The sequence below is a fragment of the Arthrobacter sp. NEB 688 genome, from assembly GCF_013201035.1.
In the GTDB taxonomy this organism is placed as follows: Bacteria; Actinomycetota; Actinomycetes; order Actinomycetales; family Dermatophilaceae; genus Phycicoccus.
On sequence record NZ_CP053707.1, the window covers coordinates 3,493,853 to 3,514,302 of the forward strand.

Here is a 20,450-nt window from a genome sequence, read left to right on the forward strand (position 1 = left end):
ACGATGCGCACGACGGGGAGCGACACGACGACGGGCGGGCCCCTCAGCCGGTCCTACCTCCAGGTCACCCTCGCCGTCCTCGCCCTCGTGACGATCGTCGCGTTCGAGTCGATGGCCGTCTCGACCGCGATGCCCGACGTCGCCCGTGAGCTGAACGCGGTGCGCTCCTACGGTTTCGCCTTCTCGGTGATGCTCACCGCACAGCTCCTCGGCATCGTCCTCGCCGGCGTCTGGACCGACCGCTCCGGCCCGCTGCCCGGCACCTTCGTCGGGCAGGTCCTGCTGGCGGTCGGCGCCGCGACGTGCGGCTGCGCGACCCGGCTCGACGTCTTCCTCGTCGGCCGCGCGCTGACCGGCCTCGGCGGCGGCCTGCTCGTCGTCATGCTCTACGTCATCGCCGGCCGGGTCTACCCCGAGGCCGTCCGCCCGCGGCTGTTCACGTACATCTCGGCCGCGTGGGTCGTGCCCTCGCTCGCCGGCCCGCCGCTGTCGGCCTGGCTGACCGAGAACCTCTCGTGGCGCTGGGTGTTCTGGATCGTCGTCCTCCCGGTCATCGTCACCGGCATCGCGCTGTGGCGGGCGCAGCGGCGGGTCGACGTCAGCCGGCTCCAGGAGGCGGCCTCCAGCCGCGATCACAGCACGCACGTGCGCACCGCGTGGGCCGGCCTGTCCGTCGCGCTGGCCGCCGGCGCGCTCCAGGTCGGCACCCACGAGCTCGTCTTCACGTGGTCGTGGAAGACCGTCGTCGCGCTCCTCGGGCTCGTCGGCGTCGTCGTCGTCGCGCCCCGCCTGCTCCCCGCCGGCACCTTCGTCCTGCGGCGCGGCGTCCCGAGCGTCGTCCTCGCGCGGGCGCTCCTCTGCGCGGCGTTCTACGGCGGCATCACCTACGTCCCGCTCTTCCTCGCCGGCCAGCGCGGCGCCAGCCTCCAGGTCGCCGGGCTCGCGCTCGCCGTCGGCGCCGTCGGCTGGGCGCTCGGCGCGCTGTACCAGGGGCACGACGCGCTGCACCTCCCCCGGCACCGGCTCATCGAGGTCGGTGGGCTCGTGCTCGCGGTCGGGCTCGGCTGGCTCTCGCTCGTCGCGTGGGTCAACCTGCCGGCGTGGCTCAGCGTGTTCGCGCTGCTGCTCGCGGGCTTCGCGATGGGCACCGGCGTGACGACGACGACCATCCTCGCCCTCGAGCTGAGCCCGGTCGAGGCGCACGGCGAGACCTCGTCGTCCATCCAGCTCTCCGACGTGCTCGGCAGCGTCCTCGGCATCGCCGGGGCCACGGCCGCCTTCGCCGCCGCCCACGACCCGGGGCAGGACAACGCCCTGTTCGGGGCGATCTTCCTCGGGCTGGCCCTCGTGGCCGCGGTCGTCGTCCCGACGGGTCAGCGCATCAGGACGTGACCGCCGGCGCAGGTGAGCCGGGTCCACCGGTTCGCCCGCAGCACCCGCACGGTCGACCCCGAGGCGAGGAAGCCGAGCGAGAAGGCGGCGAACGCCCCTCCCGCGCGCACGCCCTCGACGTCGCGGCCCCAGACGCGGTCGCGGACGAAGCCCGCGGCCGCCCCGCGCTCGCGGACGGCCGCGCCGACCTCGACGAGGCCGCTGCGCGCGGCCTCGGCCAGCGTGTCGGCGGGCAGCTCACCCGCGGGCTCCCAGCCAACGCGCGGCGGCGTGACGGCCGACCACGCGGCGATCGCCCGGGTCGGCGGCAGCGGGAAGGTGGCGTCGCCGGGCCGTGCGGTGCGGTCGGTGACGGCGCCGAGCGGCACGACCGCGTCGCACGTGGCGGGCTCGGCGAGGGCGAAGGTGCGCAGGCCGAGTACGGCCCCCTCCGAGAGGATGCCGCTGCCCTGGAGGACGCCGACCCACGCCGCGAGGACGTCTCCGGAGGCCTGCAGGCGCATCGCCCCCTGCTCGTCCAAGGAGCGCGCCCGCCCGGCGAAGCGCCCCAGGTCGCCGAGCGCCGCGACGTCGACGAGGTGCAGCACGTCGCTCACCGGCCACCCCACCGGAAGGACACCGGCTCGCCGACGTGGACGGCGAGCGCCGCGCGAGCGGCGGGCTCGAGGCGGCGCGGGCGGGCGCTCGCGAAGTCGTAGAGGACCAGCCCGGTCTCGGCGACCGCGTACTCCGCGTCGCCGACCGCGGCGGGGTCGCGCACGAGGTAGCCGAGGTCGAACCCCGCCCCGTGGACGCGGGTGACCCACATGTCGACCTCGACCGGCTCGGGCCGGTAGGTCAGCGGGGCGCGGTACTCGATGGCGTGCCGCGACACGACGATCCCCTCGTCGAGCAGCGTCGGGCGGTCCGGGAACCACTCGCGGAAGCCGATGACGCGGGCGTCCTCGAGCAGCCGGAGGTACTGGACGTTGTTGACGTGCCCGTAGGCGTCCATGTCGGACCAGCGCAGCGGGACCTCGACGACGTAGCGGTCGGCCATGGGGGCCATCCTCGCAGCCGCGCGACAGCGGCGCCGTCCTAGGGTGGCCGGGTGACCGTCTCCGACCGCACCGCCGCCCTGCTCGACCACCGCCTCGCGACCGCCCAGCGCGAGGGGCGCCTGCCCTCCGTCGCGGCCGGGCTGGTGCGCGACGGGTCGCTCGTGTGGAGCGGCGCGGTCGGCACGCTCGACGGCCGCGCGGGCGGCGAGCCCGCCGACGCCGACACGCAGTACCGGATGGGCTCGATCACGAAGACCTTCGTCGGCGTCTGCGTCCTGCGGCTGCGCGACGCCGGGCGCCTCGACCTCACCGACCGCTTCGAGGAGCACGTGCCCGGCTCGTCCCTCGGGGCCGTGACGGTCGAGCAGCTGCTCTCCCACGCCGCGGGCACCCAGGCCGAGACCGACGGCCCGTGGTGGGAGCGCACCCCCGGCGGCGACTGGGACCACCTCGTCGGCCACGGGGCCGGGCAGCGCTTCCGGGCCGGGCGCCGCTTCCACTACTCCAACGTGGGCTACGGCGCCCTCGGCCGCCTGCTGGAGGTGGCCCACGGCGCCGGGTGGGCCGACGTCGTGCGCACCGAGCTCCTCGAGCCGCTCGGGATGACCCGCACGACGACCCGCCCGAGCGGTCGGGCCGCGCAGGGGCTGGCCGTCCACCCGTTCGCCGACGTCCTCCTGCGCGAGCCGGAGCACGACGGCGGGGCGATGGCCCCGGCCGGGCAGCTGTGGACGACGGTCGAGGACCTCGCCCGCTGGGCCGCCTTCCTCGGCGGCGACACCGCGGGGCTGCTGTCGGCCGACACGCTCGCCGAGATGTGCGAGCCGCACCACGTCGTCGACGAGCCGGGGCAGGCGTGGACCGGCGCGCACGGCCTCGGCTGGCAGGTCTGGAACGTCGACGGCGTCCGCTACGCCGGCCACGGCGGCTCGATGCCCGGCTTCCTCGCCGGGCTGCGCGTGCGGCTCGACGGCGGCGACGGCGTCGTCACGCTGACCAACACGACCGCCTCGACCGGCCTCAAGGGGCTCGGCGAGGACCTGCTCGACGTGCTGCGCACCGAGGAGCCGCCGGCCCTCGAGCCGTGGGCGGCCGCCGGCGACCCCGGGCTGCTCGAGCTCGTCGGCCCGTGGCACTGGGGTGCGTCGACGACGACGGCGAAGGTCGTCGGCGAGCACCTCGTGCTCGGCGAGCCCGGGACGGGCCGCGGGTCGCGGTTCGCACCGGTCGGGCCCGACGCGTGGGTCGGCCTCGACGGCTACCACACCGGCGAGCCGCTGCGCGTGGTCCGCCGGGCCGACGGCACCGTCTCGCACCTCGACCTCGCCTCGTTCCGCTTCTCGCGCACGCCCTACGCGCCGGACAGCGACGTGCCCGGCGGCGTCGACGACCTCGGCTGGCACTGACCGACGGGGCCCACCAGGCCCCCCCCCCCCCCCCCCCCCCCGACCCCACGGCAACCCCGAACCCCCACGCGCCACACGCGTATCGGGTCACCCGATACGGCCGCGCCTCACCCCGGTTCCGTCCCCCCGCGCAGCGCACCCTTCCCGGGTGAGGCCGGACCGGGGTGCCACGCGCCCGCGCATCACATCCCACGCGCCACACGCGTATCGGGTCACCCGATACGGCCGCGCCTCACCCCGGTTCCGTCCCCCCGCGAAGCGCACCCTTCCCGGGTGAAGCGGGACCGGGACGGCGCCCGGCCCTCCCACGCCGGGCGGTGCCGGGCCTGTGGACGGCGGGCGGCCCGGTGTCGGCCGGGGTGCGTACGGTGGGCGGACCATGACGACACCGGCCCAGGTCCTCGCCCCTCCCTCCCCCGAGGTCGCCGAGCGCGCCCGCACGGCGCTGCGGCGGCTCGTCGGCCGTGACGACGTCGACTTTCGCGACGGACAGCTCGAGGCCGTCTCGGCCCTCGTCGAGCACCGCTCGCGCGTCCTCGTCGTCCAGCGCACCGGCTGGGGCAAGTCGGCCGTCTACTTCGTCGCCACGGCGCTGCGCCGGGCCGAGGGCGCCGGGCCGACGGTCATCATCAGCCCGCTCCTCGCGCTGATGCGCGACCAGATCGCCGCCGCCGGCCGCGCCGGCATCCGCGCCGTGACGATGAACTCGGCCAACGCGCAGGACTGGGACGGGGTGCGCGCGGCCCTCGCCGAGGACGCGGTCGACGTCCTCCTCGTCAGCCCCGAGCGGCTCAACAACCCGCGCTTCCGTGACGAGCAGCTGCCCGACCTCGCCCGGCGCTGCGGCCTGCTCGTCGTCGACGAGGCGCACTGCGTCAGCGACTGGGGCCACGACTTCCGGCCGGACTACCGCCGCATCCGCGACCTCCTCGACGGCCTGCCGGCCGACGTCCCGGTGCTCGCGACCACCGCCACCGCCAACGCCCGCGTCGTCCACGACGTCGAGGAGCAGCTCTCCACCGGCGGTCGCCCGGTGCTCACCGTGCGCGGGGGGCTCGCCCGCGACTCGCTGCGGCTCGGGGTGCTCCGCTCGATGTCGCCCGAGCAGCGGCTCGGCTGGCTGCTGGCGCACCTCGGCGACCTGCCCGGCTCGGGCATCGTCTACGCCCTCACCGTCTCGGCGGCCGAGGACGTCGCGGCGTCCCTGCGCGAGGCCGGGCACACCGTCGCGTCGTACACCGGCCGCACCGACCCCGCCGACCGCGAGCGCCTCGAGGAAGCGTTGCGGCACAACGAGGTCAAGGCCCTCGTCGCGACGTCGGCGCTCGGGATGGGCTTCGACAAGCCCGACCTCGGGTTCGTCGTCCACCTCGGCGCCCCGAGCAGCCCGGTCGCCTACTACCAGCAGGTCGGCCGCGCCGGCCGCGCCACCGACCGCGCCGACGTGCTGCTGCTGCCCGGCCCCGAGGACCGCGACATCTGGCGCTACTTCGCGAGCGTCTCGATGCCGCGCGAGGACCAGGCGGCCGCCGTGCTGACCGCGCTCGCCGAGGCCGGTCGCGCCCTCTCGACCGCCGCCCTCGAGACGATCGTCGACGTCCGGCGCACCCGGCTCGAGCTGCTCCTCAAGGTGCTCGACGTCGACGGCGCCGTCCAGCGCGTCTCCGGCGGCTGGACCTCGACCGGCGTCCCGTGGACCTACGACGCCGAGCGCTACGACCGGGTCGCCGCGGCCCGCCAGGCCGAGCAGCAGCTGATGGTCGACTACGAGGGCACCGACGCCTGCCGGATGGCCTTCCTCCAGGAGTGCCTCGACGACGACAGCGCCGTCCCCTGCGGCCGCTGCGACGGCTGCGCCGGGCCCTGGTACCCGACCGACGTCCCCGACACCGTGATCGGTGCCGCCCGCGAACGCCTCCAGAAGGTCGGCACCGTCGTCGACGCGCGCGCCCAGTGGCCGTCGGGGATGGACCGGCTCGGTGTGCCGGTCAAGGGCCGGATTGCCGCCGACGAGCAGCTCGAGCCCGGCCGGGCGCTGGCGCGCCTGTCCGACCTCGGCTGGGGCCAGCGGCTGCGTGAGGTCCTGCGCGAGGACGCCCCCGCCTCCCCCGAGCTCCTGCGGGCCTGCGTGCCCGTCCTCGCCGAGTGGGGCTGGGCGCAGCGGCCGGTGGCCGTCGTCGCGATGCCCTCGCGCTCGCACCCGCAGCTGGTCCGCTCGCTCGCGGCCGGTCTCGCCGGGATGGGGAGACTGCGCGACCTCGGCACCCTCGACCTCGCCCACGGCGGCCCGACCGGCGAGATGGGCGGCAACAGCGCCTACCGGCTGGCCGGCGTCTGGGACCGGGTCGTCGTCGGGCCCGAGCTCGCCGCGCAGCTCGCCGACTGCCCCGGGCCGGTGCTCCTCGTCGACGACGTCGTGTCCTCGCGCTGGACGCTCACCGTGGCCGGGCGGTCGCTGCGCCAGGCCGGCGCACCGGGTGTCCTGCCGCTCGTCCTCGCCGTCGACGGCTGAGCGGCCCGGCGCGCTCAGGCGCCGTCGCCCAGCCGCTCCATCGCGGTGACGAGCTCGCGAAGGGTGTCGCGCACCTCCACCGCCCGCTGCTCCCCCAGCTCCTCGACGAGCCGCCGCGCCGCCGCCCGGTGCTGCGGCGCGATGGCCCGGACGGCCTCGACCCCGGCCGGGGTCGCCTCGACGAGCTTGGCGCGCCGGTGCGCCGGGTTGTCGCGGTAGGCCGCGAAGCCCCGCTCGACGAGCAGGTCGGCGATGCGCTGGACGCTCTGCCGGGTCAGGCCCATCTCGCGCGCGATCCCCGAGACCGGCATCGGGGCCGGCAGCACCGCGCCGAGCACCTGCCACCACGCGGCGGTCAGGCCGGCCGGGCGGGCCAGCTCCTCGGCCAGGGCGAGGAACTGGCCGTTGAGCCGAAAGACCGCGAGCGCGCTGTCGGACAGCAGCAGCTGCTCGGGGCTGGGGGCCGCGCGACGGGCGCCCACCGGCGTCACGCGCTCGCGAGCTCGAAGAACCCGGCCGCGTCGTGGTCGGCGTAGAGGCGCCCGTAGGACTCGATCCGCCCCGCGGGGTGCGCCCCGAGCCGCCGGAAGACCGCCATCGCGAAGTGCACGGGGTCGATGCCCGTCGCGGTCACGACGTCGCCGTCGACGACCGCCGGCTCGTGGACGTAGAGCGCGCCGCCGGCGTAGCCGCTCGAGGCGAGGAAGCCGGGGTCGTTGCTCGTGTGGTGCACGTCGTCGAGCAGCCCCGCCGCGGCGAGCGCCCACGTCGCGCCGCAGACGGCCGCGACGGGCACTCCGGCCGCGAGGTGCGCCCGGGCCGCCGCGACGAACGGCGCGGAGACCTCGGGGTCGGTCCAGGTCTCGCCGCCGGGGAGCACGAGCATCGCGGAGGAGGCGGGGTCGAGGCCGGCGAGGGTGCGGTCGGGCAGCACGGTGAGGCCACCCATCGTGCGGACCGGCCCCGGCCGGGCGGCCACGGTCTCGAGGGTGAAGCGGCCGGCCGGGCCCTGCCCGCCCAGGTGGCCCAGGTGGGCGGCGAGGTGGCCGACCTCCCAGTCGGCCATGGTGTCGAGGACGGCGAGGTGCACGGTGGTGGAGGACATGACAGCATCCTGCGCTCATGACAGCGTATTGTCAATACTCACCTTCGCGCACCGAGCGCGAACTCCGTACCGGAGGCGACCCCGAGGAAGACCCCGCCCCTAGCGTGGAGCGGTGAGCCAGGAGACCGAGGAACGCGCCGAGACCACCCCCGACGACGCGCCCGACCCCCGGCGCTGGCGCATCCTCGGCGTCACCCTCGTCGTCGGCTTCATGGTCCTGCTCGACGTGACGATCGTCAACGTCGCCATCCCCTCGATCCGCACCGGTCTCGACACCTCGGCCGGCGCGGTCCAGTGGGTCGTCTCCGGCTACGCGCTCGCGCTCGGGCTCATGCTCGTCATCGGCGGCCGCCTCGGGGACGCCCACGGCCGGCGCGCCATCATGCTGCTCGGCCTCGGCGGGTTCGTCGTCTCCAGCGCGGCCGCCGGCTTCGCCCCTAACGTCGGTGTCCTCGTCGCCGCGCGCCTCGCGCAGGGCTTCGCCGCGGGCCTGCTCACGCCGCAGAGCTCGGGCCTCATCCAGTCGATGTTCCAGGGCCGCGAGCGCGGGGTCGCGTTCGGGCTGTTCGGGTTCACCGTGTCGGTGTCGTCGGCGATCGGGCCGGTGCTCGGCGGGCTGCTCATCGCCGCCTTCGGCGAGGAGAGCGGCTGGCGCTGGATCTTCCTCGTCAACGTCCCCATCGGCCTCGTCCTCCTCGTCGCCATCGCGCGCCTGGTCCCGGGGCGCACCGCCGACACGACCGGCGACACCCACCTCGACCTGCCCGGCGCCGCCCTCCTCGGCGTCACCGTGCTCGCGCTCCTCTACCCCGTCGTCAGCCTCGAGTCCGGCAGCCGCTGGCCGCTGCTGCTGCTCGTCCTCGTGCCGCTGGCCGGCGTCGCCTTCGTCCGGCACGAGCGGCGCGTCGTGCGGGACGGCCGCCCGCCCCTGCTCGACCTCGGGCTCCTGCGCAGCACACCGGGGTACGCGAGCGGCATCGTCATCGGCAGCCTGTACTTCACCGGCTTCACCGGCATCTTCCTCGTGCTCAGCGTCTTCCTCCAGGACGGCCTGGGCTACACGCCGCTGCACGCCGGGCTCCTGCTCACCCCGTTCGCCGTCGGGTCGGCCGTCGCGAGCCCGCTCGCCGGCCGGGCGGTCAGCCGGGTCGGCCGCCCGCTCACCGTCGTCGCGCTGGCCGTGATGATGCTCGGCCTCGTCGCCCTCGCTGTCGTCGTGCCCGCCACGGACCGCGACCTGCCCTGGTGGGTGCTGGCCCTCCCGCTGCTCGTCGCCGGGCTCGGCGGCGGCGCCGTCGTCTCCCCGAACATCACCCTGTCGCTCGCCGAGGTGCCGCCGCAGATGGGCGGCGCCGCGGGCGGGGCGCTCCAGACCGGCCAGCGCATCGGCGCCGCGATCGGCGCCGCGGTGCTCATGACGACCTACCAGGTCGCGGCCTCGCGGACCGAGGACCCCGGCGCCGCGCTGCGCTGGGCGCTCGGCGCGTCGGTGGTCCTCCTGCTCACGGCGTGGGCCGCCGCGGTGTGGTCGTGGCGGCGCGAGCCCGACGCCCGGGTCGGCTGAGCCCGGCGCGCCGGGTGAGGATGGAGCCATGGCCCACCCCGCCTTCACCTACGTCGAGGAGCACGCGCGGCGCCCGCTGACCGTGCTCGTCGCCGTCCTCGCCCTCTGCGTCCTCGCCGCCGGAGCGCTGCTGCGCAGCCGCGACGGGGGCCTCGACCTCTCCCCCGACGGCCCGCTCGACTGGGCCGTGGCGGTCCTCGCCCTCGCCGCCGTCCCGGCCTGGCTCGTCCTCGGCGACGGCGCGTGGGGCGACTGGCCGCAGGCCTCCGGCCTCGCCGTGGCCGCCGACCGCCTCGTCGTCGACGAGGTGACCTTCGGCTTCGAGGAGCTGGACGAGGGCACCGCGCACCTGCCCGCCCCGCCGACCGGCCGGCGCGGCACCGTCGAGGTGCCGCTCGCGGCAGGGGGCTCGCTCACGCTGCGGCCCCACGACGCCGGCGCCTTCTCGCGCTCCCTCGTCAGGGCGTACCGCGCGTGGGCGGCGGGTCCACCCGCACCGTGAGCAGCGGCAGGAAGAGCTGGACGACCGGCCCGATGAGCAGGGCGTAGACGAGCGTCCCGATCCCGACGACCCCGCCGAGCACCCAGCCGAGGGCGACGACGGTCACCTCGAGCGAGGTCCGCACGAGCCGGACCGAGCGGCCGGTGCGCCGGGTCAGGCCGGTCATCAGGCCGTCGCGGGGCCCCGGGCCGAGCTGGCTGCCGATGTACATCGCGCCCGCGACGCCGTTGCCGACGACCCCGAGGAGCATGACGAGGGCGCGCCAGCCCAGGCCCTCGATCGGCGGGACCACCGCGAGCGTGGCGTCCGTCGCCAGCCCGATGACGACGGCGTTGGCGACGGTGCCGACCCCGGGCCACTGCCGCAGCGGGATCCAGAGCAGCAGCACGACGAACGAGCTGACGATGACCATCTCGCCGTAGGTGATCGGCACGTACCGGATGAGCCCCGTCGTCAGCACGCCCCACGGCTCGACCCCGAGCCCGGCCCGCAGCATGAGGCCCATCGTCACGCCGAAGAGCCCGAGCCCGACGAGGAGCTGGGCGAGCCGGTGCGGCAGGCGGCCGGCGCGGAGCTGCTCGAGGGGGGTCATCGGGATGAGGGGGACCCGACGGGAGATCCCGCGTCGGGCCAGCTGGAGCGGTGACATGGGGACCATCCTGCCCCGGGATTGGCCTGTGAATCGAGGGCCAATCGTGCGACAGTGGCCCCGTGAGCACCGCCCCGACCGTCAGCGCCGCCCGCACCGCCCGCCTCGTCGGCGACCTCGGCGCCGCACGGCCCGCCTACCGCGCGCTCGCCGACGCGCTGCGCCTCGCGGTGGCCGACGGCCGGATCGCCGTCGGCACGCGGCTGCCGAGCGAGCGAGACCTCACGACCCACCTCGGCCTCAGCCGCACCACGGTGACCCGCGCCTACGACGTCCTGCGCGAGCTCGGCTACCTCACCTCGCGGCAGGGCTCCGGCTCCGTCGCGACCCTGCCCGACGGCGCCCGCCGGCGCGGCACCGGCGGCCTCTTCCCCGCCGACGTGGGCGACGACGTCCTCGACCTCACCTGTGCCGCGACCCGCGCCCCGGCCGGTGTGCTCGAGGCCTACGAGCGGGCGCTCGAGCGGCTGCCCTCCTACCTCTGCGGCGCCGGGTACCTCACCTACGGCGTGCCCGAGCTGCGCGAGGCGGTCGCCGAGCGGTACACCGCCCGCGGCCTGCCGACGAGCGCCGACGACGTGCTCGTCACCTCCGGCGCCGTCGCCGGGCTCGCCGTCGTCGTCCGCGCCCTCCTGCGCCCGGGCGACCGCGTGCTCGTCGAGGACCCCACCTACCCCAACACCCTCGACGCCCTCCGCGGCGCCGGCGCGCGCCTGCGCGGCCTGCCGGTGGACCCCACCGGCTGGGACGTCGACGAAGCGGTGCGCACGGTCGCGTCCGCCGGCGCCCGCGCGGCCGTGCTCATCCCGGACTTCCACAACCCGACGGGCGCGCTGCTCGACGACGAGGGGCGGGCCCGGCTGGCGCGCGCCCTCACCGCGGCCGGCACCGTCCCCGTCGTCGACGAGACGATCGTCGAGATCGACCTCGCGGGCGGCCCGATGCCGCTGCCCCTCGCCGCCCACGCCCCGACGGCCGTGAGCATCGGCAGCTCCTCGAAGTCGCACTGGGGCGGCCTGCGCACCGGGTGGGTCCGCGCCCCCCGCGGCGCCCTGCGCGCGCTCGTCGAGGCACGCGTCACGAGCGACCTCGGCGCCCCCGTCCTCGAGCAGCTCGTCCTCGTCGAGCTGATGCGTCGCTCCCCCGGCGTCACCGTCGAGCGCCGCGACGGGCTCGTCGCCGCCCGCGACGCCCTGGCCGCCGGCCTGCGCGAGCACCTGCCCGAGGCGACCTTCGGGGTGCCGCGCGGCGGTCTGTCGCTGTGGTGCGAGCTGCCCGCCGACCTGCCCTCGAGCAGCCTCGCCGCGGCCGCCGAGGACGAGGGCCTGCTCGTCGCGGCCGGTCCGCGGTTCTCCCTCGACGGAGGCCTGGACCGGTGGCTGCGCCTGCCGCACGTGCTGCCCCCGGAGACGATGGCCGACGCCGCGGCCCGGCTCGGGCGCGCCGCCGAGCGCGTGCGCGCCGGCCGCGCCGCCCGGGTCCGCCCCGGGCGCCCGCTCGTCGCCTGAGCCGCGCTGGCTATCGTTTCCCCGTGACCGACCCCCATCCGGACCCGCTCGTCGACCTCCTGCAGACCCTCGACCTCGAGGAGCTGGGCTCGGCGCAGGTGAGCGTCCAGCCGCGCAGCCTCGCCGCCGCGCCGGGCGTCGAGCTGCCCGACACCTTCGCCGAGGACGTCACGCTCTTCCGCGGCGCCAGCCAGAAGCAGCCCCACGGGCGCGTGTTCGGCGGCCAGGTCCTCGCGCAGGGCGTCGTCGCGTCCGGGCGCACGGTGGCCGGGGTCGGCGACGTGCCGCGCCGGCTGCACTCCCTCCACGCCTACTTCATGCGCCCCGGCGACGACACGCAGCCGATCACCTTCAGCGTCGAGCGGATGCGTGACGGCCGCTCGTTCTCGACCCGCCGCGTGCACGCCGTCCAGCACGGGCACCCGATCCTCTCGATGAGCACCTCGTGGCAGGCGCCCGACGGTGGCCTCGACCACCAGGACACCGCGCCGCCGGTGCCGCGCCCCGAGTCCGTGCCGTCCCTCGCCGAGCTCTTCGCGGGGACCGATGACCCTCGCGCACAGCACATCTCGCGCCGGGCCATCGAGCTGCGGCACGTCGAGGGCAACCTCTTCGCCGGGCCCCCCGCCGAGCAGGTCGCCGAGCAGAACGTGTGGATGCGCGCCGTCGGCCGGCTGCCGGACGACCCGCTGGTCCACGACGCCGTCCTCGCGTACGCCTCCGACTACAGCCTCCTCGAGCCGATCCTGCGCCGGCACGGGCTGCCCTGGACGACGCGCGGCCTCAAGATGGCGAGCCTCGACCACGCGATGTGGTTCCACCGGCCGGCGCGCGCCGACGAGTGGGTCCTCTACTCGCAGGAGTCGCCCTCGGCGCAGGGTGGGCGCGGCCTCGGGCTGGGCCGGATGTTCGCCGCCGACGGCACGCTCGTCGCGACGGTGGCCCAGGAGGGCATGGTCCGCGTCCCGGAGTGACCCCCGGGTCGAGGTGAAGAAAGACCCTGTCGCGGTCGAATTTCACCTCGACCCGGCACCCCACTTGTTGCGAGTTGCGCCGCTCGACACGCTGTCGGACGGCGTGTCGAGCGGCGGAACTCGCAATCAGTCGGGATGTGGTCGCGGGTCAGTCCGGCTCGACGAGGTGCCCGTCGGCGATCTCGACGACGCGGTCGGCCACGGCGAGCAGCGCCGGGTCGTGGGTCGTCACGAGCGTCGTCATCGTCCGCTCCTTCGCGAGGCGGGCGATGAGCCGCATGATGTCGCGCCCGGTCTCGGAGTCAAGCTGACCGGTCGGCTCGTCGGCGAGGAGCAGCCCCGGCTCCGCGACGAGCGCACGCGCCAGCCCGACGCGCTGCTGCTGCCCGCCGGACAGCTCGTCCGGCCGGTGCTCGGCGTGCCCGCCGAGGCCGACGTGCTCGAGCGCCTCGGCCACCCGCCGCTCGCGCTCCGCCGGCTCGACCGAGCGCAGCCGCAGCGGCACGCCGACGTTCTCACGGGCGCTGAGCACGGGCACGAGCCCGAAGGACTGGAAGACGTACGAGACCGGGCCACGTCGCAGCGCGAGGAGGTCGGCGTCGGTCATCGTCGTCACCTCGAGGTCCCCGACGTGGACGGTGCCCGCGTCCGGCCGGTCGAGGCCGCCGATGACGTTGAGCAGGCTCGTCTTGCCCGACCCGGAGCGTCCGCGCAGCGCCACGAGCTCACCGGGGGCGACGTCGATCGACACCCCACGCAGCGCGTGCACCGCCGTCCCGCCCGACCCGAACGTGCGGTGCACCTCGCGAACCCGCAGCGGCTCGCCGCTCATCCCTGCTCCTCCCCCTCGGTCGGCGTCGGCCGCACCGCGATGTGGTCGGGCTCGAGCCCGAGCCGCACCCGGTCACGCATCCCGAGCGCGCTGGTGAACGCGGTGGGCAGCTGCAGGCGCCCGGCCCGGTCGAGCACCGCGTACTCCTCGGCGACCCGGCCGGTCTCGCCGTCGGCGCCCACGGCGTCGCGCCGCAGCACCTCCGTGGCGGTGCGCCCGTCGCGGATGCCCACGGTGCGGGCGACCTGCTCGCTGACGTGCGCATCGTGCGTCACGACGAGCGTCGTCGTGCCGAACTCGGTGTTGGCGCGGCGGATCGCCTCGAACACCTCGTCGCTGCTGCGGGTGTCGAGCTCGCCGGTGGGCTCGTCGGCGAGGAGCACGCTCGGCCGGTTCGCCACGGCGACCCCGAGCGCGACCCGCTGCTGCTGGCCGCCCGACAGCTCGCCCGGCCGCCGGTCGGCGCAGTCCGGGATGCCGAGCACCCCCAGCGTGTCGCGCGCGCGGCGGGCGCGCTCCCCCGCCCGCACCCCGGCGAGCATCATCGGCAGCTCGACGTTCTCGGCGGCGGTCAGGTACGGCAGCAGGTTGGCGGCCGCCTGCTGGAAGAGGAACCCGACCGTCCGGCGGCGGTACTCCAGCCGCTCGCGGCGCTGCATCGCGGCGAGGTCGTGCCCGGCGACCCGGGCCGTGCCGGCGCTCGGGCGGTCCAGCCCCGAGAGGATGCCGAGCAGCGTCGACTTGCCCGAGCCGGACGCGCCGACGAGGGCGACGAGCTCGCCCCGCGTCACGCGCAGGTCGAGCCCCTGGAGGGCGACGACCTCGATGCCCTCGGCCCGGTAGATGCGGACGAGGTTGTCGCAGAGGATGTCCGGGCCGTCGGGGGTGCCGGCGTCGCGTCGGCGTCGGGGCGTCGTGGTCGTGGTCATGCCGTGTCTCCCGTGCGCAGGTGGTCGGCGAGGTGACCGCGGCGGGTCGCCGCGGCATCGAGGACGAGGGCGAGCGCCCCGAGGACGAGGACGAGCAGCGCGGCGCCCAGGGCGGCCGGGACGCTCGCGGCGACCGGCGGGAACGGCGCCGAGCCGGTGAAGGGGGCGAGGTCGACGGCCGGCCCCACGAGCGCCGGCGCGAGAGCACCGGCCACGGCCCCGGCGACCGCGGCGACGGCGACGACCGGGAGCACCTCGGTCCACGCGAGGTGGCGCTCCAGGCCGTGCGGGAGCCCCATCGTCCGCAGGCGGATGACGAGCGCCGCACGGTCCGGGCGGGTCGCGACGAGCAGGAGCGCGACGGCGAGGAGCGTCAGCAGCGCGGCGAGCAGTGCGCCCACGGAGTAGGTGAGGGTCACGAGCCGCGACAGCGCACGCTCCCCCACCCGGTCCCGGGCGGCGTCCACGGAGTCGACGGCGCCGACCCGGCCGCTGGGCGTCGCGGCGCCCGGGTCGCGCAGGCCGGTAAGCGCCCGCGCCGCTCCCGCGTCCGCGGCGACGAAGGCGGTCTGGGCGGTCGTCGCCGGCGCGAGCTCGCGGAGGCGGTCGAGCGAGACCAGGACGGCCGGGACCTGACGGCCGGCGACCAGCCGCTCCAGGCCCGGATCGACAACCCTGTCTCCCAACCTGATCCGCTCACCCCGCACCACGACCTCCGCCCCTCCACCGACGGGGACGCCGGGGCCGACGACCGCGGCGAGACCCTGCCCGGGCGCCGACGGAGGCGTCCGGACGGCCACCGGGGTGTCCGCGACGAGGGCGGCGTACGCGGCCGGGTCGGCGGCCACGAGGACGACGGGGACGGCCCGGCTGCCGGACGAGACCGTCGCGTCCGCGACGTACGCCGGCACGACGGCCCGGACCCCCGGGCGGGTGGCGAGGGCCCGCACGTCGTCGTCGCCCATCCGCACGGCGTCGACGCGCACGTCGGCTCCGACCTGCCGGTGGGCCGCGACGTCGCGTTGCTCGCCGACCGCGAGGGTCAGCGACGCCAGGAGCCCCAGCAGCGCGGCGCCGACGACGACGGCGAGGACCGGCAGCGCGGCGCTCGCGCCGGTGCGCGCGGCGCGGGCGAGCCCGACGAAGGCCACGAGGCCCCGACGCCGCGAGGCGAGCCGGGCCAGCACCCGCACCGGCACGGGGAGCAGGCGCAGGACGAGCAGGGCGGCGACCGCGGCGACGAGCGCCGGGGCCAGCGCCGCCCACCAGTCGGTCGAGCCGGCCGCGATCTCACGGCCCCGACCGCGCACCGTGGCGACCGCGGCCGCGGCGAGGGCGACGACCGCGAGCTCGGCGACGACGCGGCGGGCGGCCCGCACGACCCGTCCACGGCGCACGGCCTCCTCCGAGGAGTCGTCGCGCTCGACCGCGCGGACGCGCAGGAGGACGGCCGTCGCGCCGGCGAGCGCCGGGACGAGCGAGACCACGACCACCTCGAGCCACGACGTCGCTCCCGTGCGCCCGGGGACGAGGAGCAGCGCGGCGAGCGCACCGAGCGCCGCCGCCGCGAGCGCGGGCAGGGCGCTCCCGCCGACGACCTGGGCGACCACCTGGCGCAGGCTGCCACCCCGGGCCCGGACGAGGGCGACCTCGGCGCGGCGGCGGGCGACGGCCACGACGGCGGTGAGGGAGAGGACGAGCACCGTGAGGGCGGTGAGGCCGGCGGTCGCGAAGGTCGTCATGACGCCCGTGGCCCGGACCGACGCCTCGTAGTCGTCGAGCACGGACGCCAGGCCCGTCGAGACCTCGAGGACCGAGAGGCCAGGGCGGTCCAGGCGCGAGTCGGTGTCGAGCCGCACGAGGGCCTCGCGCAGCGGGCGGACGTCCGCGGCGCGCAGCCGGGCGGCGTCCAGGGGGTAGCGCCACGACGCGGAGAGCACGGTCGAGTCGCCGCCGACGACCACCCCCTCGACGGGGCGCGCCATCCCGTCGGACACCGCACCGTAGGACGCCGCGTCGGCCACGACCGCGCCCTCGGTGACGACGCCGCCCTGGGCGGTCGCGATCCGCGCGAGACCGGTCATCCGCGGCTCGGCCTGCCAGAAGCCGTCGGTGGGGTCGAGCGGCTCGAAGGTGCCGGTGACGACGACGGCGAGCGGGAGCAGGCGGTCCCCCGGTTGCACGACGAGCCGGTCCCCGGCCCGCACGCCCCAGAACCGGGCCGTGGCGTCGGCGAGGGCGACCGGCACCTCCGCGGTCACGTGGCCGCGCAGGACGGGGGCCAGCGAGCGCGTGCCGGTGGGGGCGCCCGGGGCCGCGCCGGAGGTCCAGCGCACGTGCGCCCCGAGGGCGCTCTGGACGCGCACGACGGCGCGCGAGCCGTCGGGGCGCAGCGTCGCCCCGTCGGTGCGGGTCAGCGTCGTCGAGCCGCTCTGCGCCGCCCACGTGGGCGTAGCGAGCACCCGTCCGACGACCGGGCCCAGCACCGACCGGACCGCCTCGTCGACCGAGGCGAACGGCGCCGTCGGGCCGTCGCCGGGCGTCTCGGACGGCGCGGGGACGTCGAACGACGGCGCCGCCGGGGCGCGCACGCCGACCTCGCGGGCCTGGGCCCGGGCGGCCGCGACGGTGTCGCCGACGGCGGCGTCGGTGGCGACGAACGCCGCCCGCGGGGTCGCGACGAGGTATGCGGCCGTGACGGCGGCGAGCAGCGCGAGGACGACGGCCGGGGCGCGCGCCGAGGAGAGGGCCCGGAGCGCGAGGGTCCGCGCGGTCAGCCCGGACGCGTCCGCCGTCCGGGTGCCGCGCGTGGACCCGTGCCGCGCGGTCGCCGGCCGGCCGCTCACGGCGACTCCCCCCGACGCAGCTCCCCCGCGAGGTCACGGCTCGTGCTGCGCAGCACGAACGCGCCGACGACCGAGAGGGCGAGGACCAGCAGCAGGACGTACCCGGCGAGGAGCCCGGCGGGCAGCTCGACCCGGACCGGGGGCACCTGCGGGTGCCCGTCGCCCCCGACGAGCAGCGGCACGACGGTGACCGCCGCGAGGACGCCGAGCACCAGCCCGACGGCCACGGTGACGACGACGACGAGGACGCGCTCGAGGACGAGGACCGCCCGGATGCGCCCCGGCGGGCTGCCGAGCGCGAGGAGCACCGCGTTCTCGTGCCGGCGCGCGCGGCCGAGGGCGGCCGTGCTCGCGGCGAAGCCGACGCCCGCCAGCAGGACCGACGCGAGGGTCACGAGGAGCATCGCCGAGCGCATCCCCGCGTTGACCGGGTCGCGCAGCCGCTCCGCCACGGCCTCGTCCTCCACCTCGAGGGTCGTGCCGTAGGGCAGCCCGGCCCGGACGGCCGCGGCCGCGCGCGCGGGGTCGGCGGGGGCGGCCCACCACTCCTGGGGGTCGAGGACCAGCCGGCTGCGGACGTCGGAGCCGCCCCCCACCCGGTCCGGCGCGGCCTCGACGGTGGGCAGGTCGAGGAGGATGCCGCGTCCCGGCTGCTCCGCGGTCGGCAGCGAGTCGACGACGGCGACGACCTCGACGGGCAGCTCGCGCAGGCCGAGCGGCAGCGTGACGCGACCGCCGCGGCCGGCGCCCAGGGCGTCGGCGACCTCGCGCGTCACGACCGCCGGGACCACCTCGGTGCGTCCGGCGCGGGCGGCGAGCCAGAGCCCGCTGCGGTCGGAGTGCGGGCCCAGCACCCGCCCGAGCGGCACGTCGGTGCCGTCCGCGGCCACGGCGGTGACGACGAGGTCGAAGGTCGGCTCGGGGACGAAGAAGGAGACGAAGTCCGGCAGCGGCACCGAGACCCCGACGACGCTCAGGGGCGCGAGGAGGCCGAGCCGCGAGAGGTCGGCGGTCAGCGTGCGGCGGTCGCTCCCCACGGACCCCAGCGGCACCGACGTGACGAGGCCGCGGGCGTCGCGCACCGCGAGCGACGCGGCGAAGCCCTCGGGCCCGAGGGCGCTGGAGCTGCCGGTGGCGAGGACCTGCGCGGTGACCGTGACCTCGCGCGGGGACCCCGGCAGGGCGAGGCCGTCGCCGAGGTCGCGCCCCGCGAGGAGGCGCCCGGTGACGTCGGACCACGGAGCGTCGAGGGTGTCGGGCCGCGGGTCGAGCACCCGGGTCGCGGCGCGGGCGTCCATCCCCAGCACGGTGACGCCCTCGACGCTGCCGAGGTCGACCGAGGTGCGCCAGACCGGGGTGACCCGGTCGGCGCCCCCGGCCGCACGGTCGACGAGCGCCCCGGTCGAGCCCGACGTCGGGCCCCCGACCTGCTGGACGACGCGCAGCGGCGCGCCGGTGTCGAAGGCCGACTGGTCGGCCACGGCGCGCCCGACCGTCGCCGAGTGCCCGAGCGCGATCGTGCCCATCGCCACCGCGAGGAGGACGAGGAGCAGGGTGCCGCCCTGGGTCGCGGCGCGCCGGGCGAACTGCCACCCGCCCCACGCCGCGTCGAGCCCGGGCCGGCGCGCGCCCCACCGGGCGACGAGGCGGGCGAGGAGCGGGAGCAGCCGCAGGGCGAGCACCGACAGCCCGGCGACGACGAGCGCGGGGGCGAGCGTCGTCACCGGGTCGACCGCGCGCTGGCCGACGGCGTCGTAGCGGCGCAGCTGGACGACGGCGAGCGCGCCGAGGACGACGAGCACGACGTCGAGGCCGGAGCCCGCCGCGAGGCGCAGGCCGGCCCGGCGGCTGCGGGCGTCCTCGCGCGAGCGGCCGACCCACAGCGTCGTCGCCACCGTGACGGTGACCGCGAGCAGCGCCAGCGGCAGGAGCGCCCCCCACAGCGTGGCGTCGCGCAGGACCGCCGGCGACCACCACGGCCCGCTGCCCGCCACGAGCCGGGTGACGACCGGCGCCCCGAGGACGGCCCCGAGCACCCCGACGAGGGCGACGACGAGCGCGTCGCCGACCGCCAGGCCGGCGAGCCGCCGGGTCGAGGCACCACGGACCCGCAGCAGGCGCGTCTCGGCGTCGCGCAGCGTGGCGAGCAGGGCCGCGGCGCCGACGAGCGCCACGCTGCCGAGCAGGACGAGGAGGACGGCCGGGGTCAGGAGCGAGACGCGGACGCGGTCGCCGACGACGGCGGCGGAGTCGACGAGCGCGGGGAGGTCGCTCGCGACGCGGGGGCTGCGCAGCGGGACCGTCGCGGGCCTCGCGCTGGCCTGCACGCCCTCGACGGTCGGGAGGCCGGTCACCGTGCGCAGCCGGGTCAGGACGTCGTCGGCCCGTGCCCGGGCGCCGGCGAGGTCGCCCGCCCGCACCGCCGCGAGGTCGGGGACGGCACGCCACGTGACCGTCGAGGTGCCGACGAGCGGCCCGTCGAACGTGCCGGGCGCGACGACGAGCGGTCCGTAGGTCGTGAAGTCGGACGGCACCACGCCGTCGAGCGCCAGCGGCAGGTCGCTCCAGAGGCCGTCCTCGGCGTTCCGCGGCCGGAAGGTGCCGACGACCTCGGCGCTCAGCCGGGGGCCGTCGGCGTCGACGAGGTCGGTCAGCGCGAGGTCGTCGCCGGGCGCGACGGACAGGGCGCGTGCCGCGGCCTCCGGCAGGGCGACCTCGACGCGCGGTCGTCGCTCCGAGGACGTGGCGAGCGGCTCGGGCCAGCGCCCGGCGGTCAGCTCGGAGGCCGCCCGCAGGCCGTCGACGTCCGCGAGGGCCGCGCGGTCGCTCGCGGCCCGGCCCGCGATGCCGCGGGAGGTCGTGGTGGCGACGCGGGTGACGGCGGCCCCGCGCAGGGGGGCCAGCGCGGCGCGGACGGCGGCGTCCGTCGGCCCGAGCTCACCCGGGCGCAGTGAGCCGGTGACGACGACCGACCGGTCGGCCGGCGGGACGTCGAGCGCCGAGCGCACGCCCGCGTCGGTGATCCGCGCCGAGAGCAGCTGGAGGGCGGTGACGACGACGAGCGAGGCGAGAACCGAGACGGTGATGGCCGCGACCGCCACCGGGTGGGCACCCAGGCGGCGGCGGAGCAGCCGAGCACCACCCACGCCGAGCGCTCCTCCCCCGGACGGACCCTCCGCCCCGGCGGCACC

The 20,450-nt window shown here is 77.2% G+C and carries 16 protein-coding genes; 7 read left to right on the plus strand and 9 right to left on the minus strand.

Annotated features, from left to right (window positions below; all coding sequences use genetic code 11):
• Window positions 1-3: 3 nt before the first annotated feature.
• Window positions 4-1,392 (plus strand): MFS transporter, encoded by a 1,389-nt coding sequence (locus tag HL663_RS16440; RefSeq protein WP_173029369.1) that lies wholly within the window; start codon window positions 4-6, stop codon window positions 1,390-1,392.
• Here the strand turns inward: HL663_RS16440 and HL663_RS16445 are convergent.
• A complete protein-coding gene (locus tag HL663_RS16445; protein WP_173029370.1) occupies window positions 1,374-1,988 on the minus strand; it encodes a DUF8185 domain-containing protein in 615 nt (204 codons plus the stop codon). The two genes, HL663_RS16440 and HL663_RS16445, sit on opposite strands and share 19 nt — an antisense overlap.
• The gene (locus tag HL663_RS16450) at window positions 1,985-2,431 is read right to left on the minus strand and encodes an acyl-CoA thioesterase (RefSeq protein ID WP_173029371.1); all 447 of its coding nucleotides are present in this window, start codon (window positions 2,429-2,431) and stop codon (window positions 1,985-1,987) included. Before HL663_RS16450 ends, HL663_RS16445 begins: the two co-directional genes overlap by 4 nt.
• Window positions 2,432-2,482: 51 nt before the next feature.
• Between HL663_RS16450 and HL663_RS16455 the strand changes: the two genes are divergently transcribed.
• Complete coding sequence (locus HL663_RS16455; RefSeq protein ID WP_173029372.1) at window positions 2,483-3,838, plus strand: serine hydrolase domain-containing protein; 1,356 nt, start codon at window positions 2,483-2,485, stop codon at window positions 3,836-3,838.
• Window positions 3,839-4,217: 379 nt separating this feature from the next.
• Entirely contained in the window at window positions 4,218-6,350 is a 2,133-nt protein-coding gene (locus HL663_RS16460; protein ID WP_173029373.1) for a RecQ family ATP-dependent DNA helicase, read from the plus strand.
• Between the two features lie 14 nt (window positions 6,351-6,364).
• Here the strand turns inward: HL663_RS16460 and HL663_RS19235 are convergent, their stop codons facing one another.
• Both HL663_RS19235 and HL663_RS19240 read right to left on the minus strand, forming a co-directional pair.
• A complete protein-coding gene (locus tag HL663_RS19235; protein WP_286175732.1) occupies window positions 6,365-6,841 on the minus strand; it encodes a MarR family winged helix-turn-helix transcriptional regulator in 477 nt (158 codons plus the stop codon).
• The gene (locus HL663_RS19240; protein WP_216842603.1) at window positions 6,838-7,455 is read right to left on the minus strand and encodes a DJ-1/PfpI family protein; all 618 of its coding nucleotides are present in this window, start codon (window positions 7,453-7,455) and stop codon (window positions 6,838-6,840) included. Before HL663_RS19240 ends, HL663_RS19235 begins: the two co-directional genes overlap by 4 nt.
• Window positions 7,456-7,567: 112 nt before the next feature.
• Here HL663_RS19240 and HL663_RS16470 point away from each other — a divergent pair, with 112 nt between their 5' ends.
• Both HL663_RS16470 and HL663_RS16475 read left to right on the plus strand, forming a co-directional pair.
• Window positions 7,568-9,019: an MFS transporter gene (locus HL663_RS16470; RefSeq protein ID WP_286175733.1), complete on the plus strand. Its 1,452-nt coding sequence runs from the start codon at window positions 7,568-7,570 to the stop codon at window positions 9,017-9,019.
• A gap of 28 nt (window positions 9,020-9,047) precedes the next feature.
• Window positions 9,048-9,521 carry a hypothetical protein gene (locus HL663_RS16475; protein ID WP_173029374.1) on the plus strand — a complete coding sequence of 158 codons (474 nt, stop codon included), beginning with the start codon at window positions 9,048-9,050 and terminating at the stop codon, window positions 9,519-9,521.
• Here the strand turns inward: HL663_RS16475 and yczE are convergent.
• Window positions 9,478-10,170 carry a membrane protein YczE gene (gene yczE / locus HL663_RS16480; RefSeq protein WP_173029375.1) on the minus strand — a complete coding sequence of 231 codons (693 nt, stop codon included), beginning with the start codon at window positions 10,168-10,170 and terminating at the stop codon, window positions 9,478-9,480. The two genes, HL663_RS16475 and yczE, sit on opposite strands and share 44 nt — an antisense overlap.
• Before the next feature lie 62 nt (window positions 10,171-10,232).
• On the opposite strand from yczE, the gene yczR reads away from it, so the two are divergent.
• The gene (gene yczR / locus HL663_RS16485) at window positions 10,233-11,678 is read left to right on the plus strand and encodes a MocR-like transcription factor YczR (protein WP_286175734.1); all 1,446 of its coding nucleotides are present in this window, start codon (window positions 10,233-10,235) and stop codon (window positions 11,676-11,678) included.
• Window positions 11,679-11,701: 23 nt separating this feature from the next.
• A complete protein-coding gene (locus HL663_RS16490; RefSeq protein ID WP_286175735.1) occupies window positions 11,702-12,652 on the plus strand; it encodes an acyl-CoA thioesterase in 951 nt (316 codons plus the stop codon).
• A gap of 148 nt (window positions 12,653-12,800) precedes the next feature.
• Here HL663_RS16490 and HL663_RS16495 read toward each other — a convergent pair whose 3' ends face one another.
• Genes HL663_RS16495 through HL663_RS16510 form a run of 4 tightly spaced genes read right to left on the minus strand, consistent with a single transcriptional unit; the run spans window position 12,801 to window position 20,405 of the window.
• Window positions 12,801-13,484, minus strand: coding sequence for an ABC transporter ATP-binding protein (locus tag HL663_RS16495; protein ID WP_173029376.1), 684 nt, complete (start codon window positions 13,482-13,484; stop codon window positions 12,801-12,803).
• Window positions 13,481-14,413, minus strand: a complete 933-nt coding sequence (locus HL663_RS16500) for an ABC transporter ATP-binding protein (protein WP_173029377.1) — start codon at window positions 14,411-14,413, stop codon at window positions 13,481-13,483. The genes HL663_RS16495 and HL663_RS16500 overlap by 4 nt, the downstream gene beginning before the upstream one ends.
• Window positions 14,410-17,259, minus strand: coding sequence for a hypothetical protein (locus HL663_RS16505; protein WP_173029378.1), 2,850 nt, complete (start codon window positions 17,257-17,259; stop codon window positions 14,410-14,412). Before HL663_RS16505 ends, HL663_RS16500 begins: the two co-directional genes overlap by 4 nt.
• Complete coding sequence (locus tag HL663_RS16510; RefSeq protein WP_173029379.1) at window positions 17,256-20,405, minus strand: FtsX-like permease family protein; 3,150 nt, start codon at window positions 20,403-20,405, stop codon at window positions 17,256-17,258. Before HL663_RS16510 ends, HL663_RS16505 begins: the two co-directional genes overlap by 4 nt.
• Window positions 20,406-20,450: the final 45 nt, after the last annotated feature.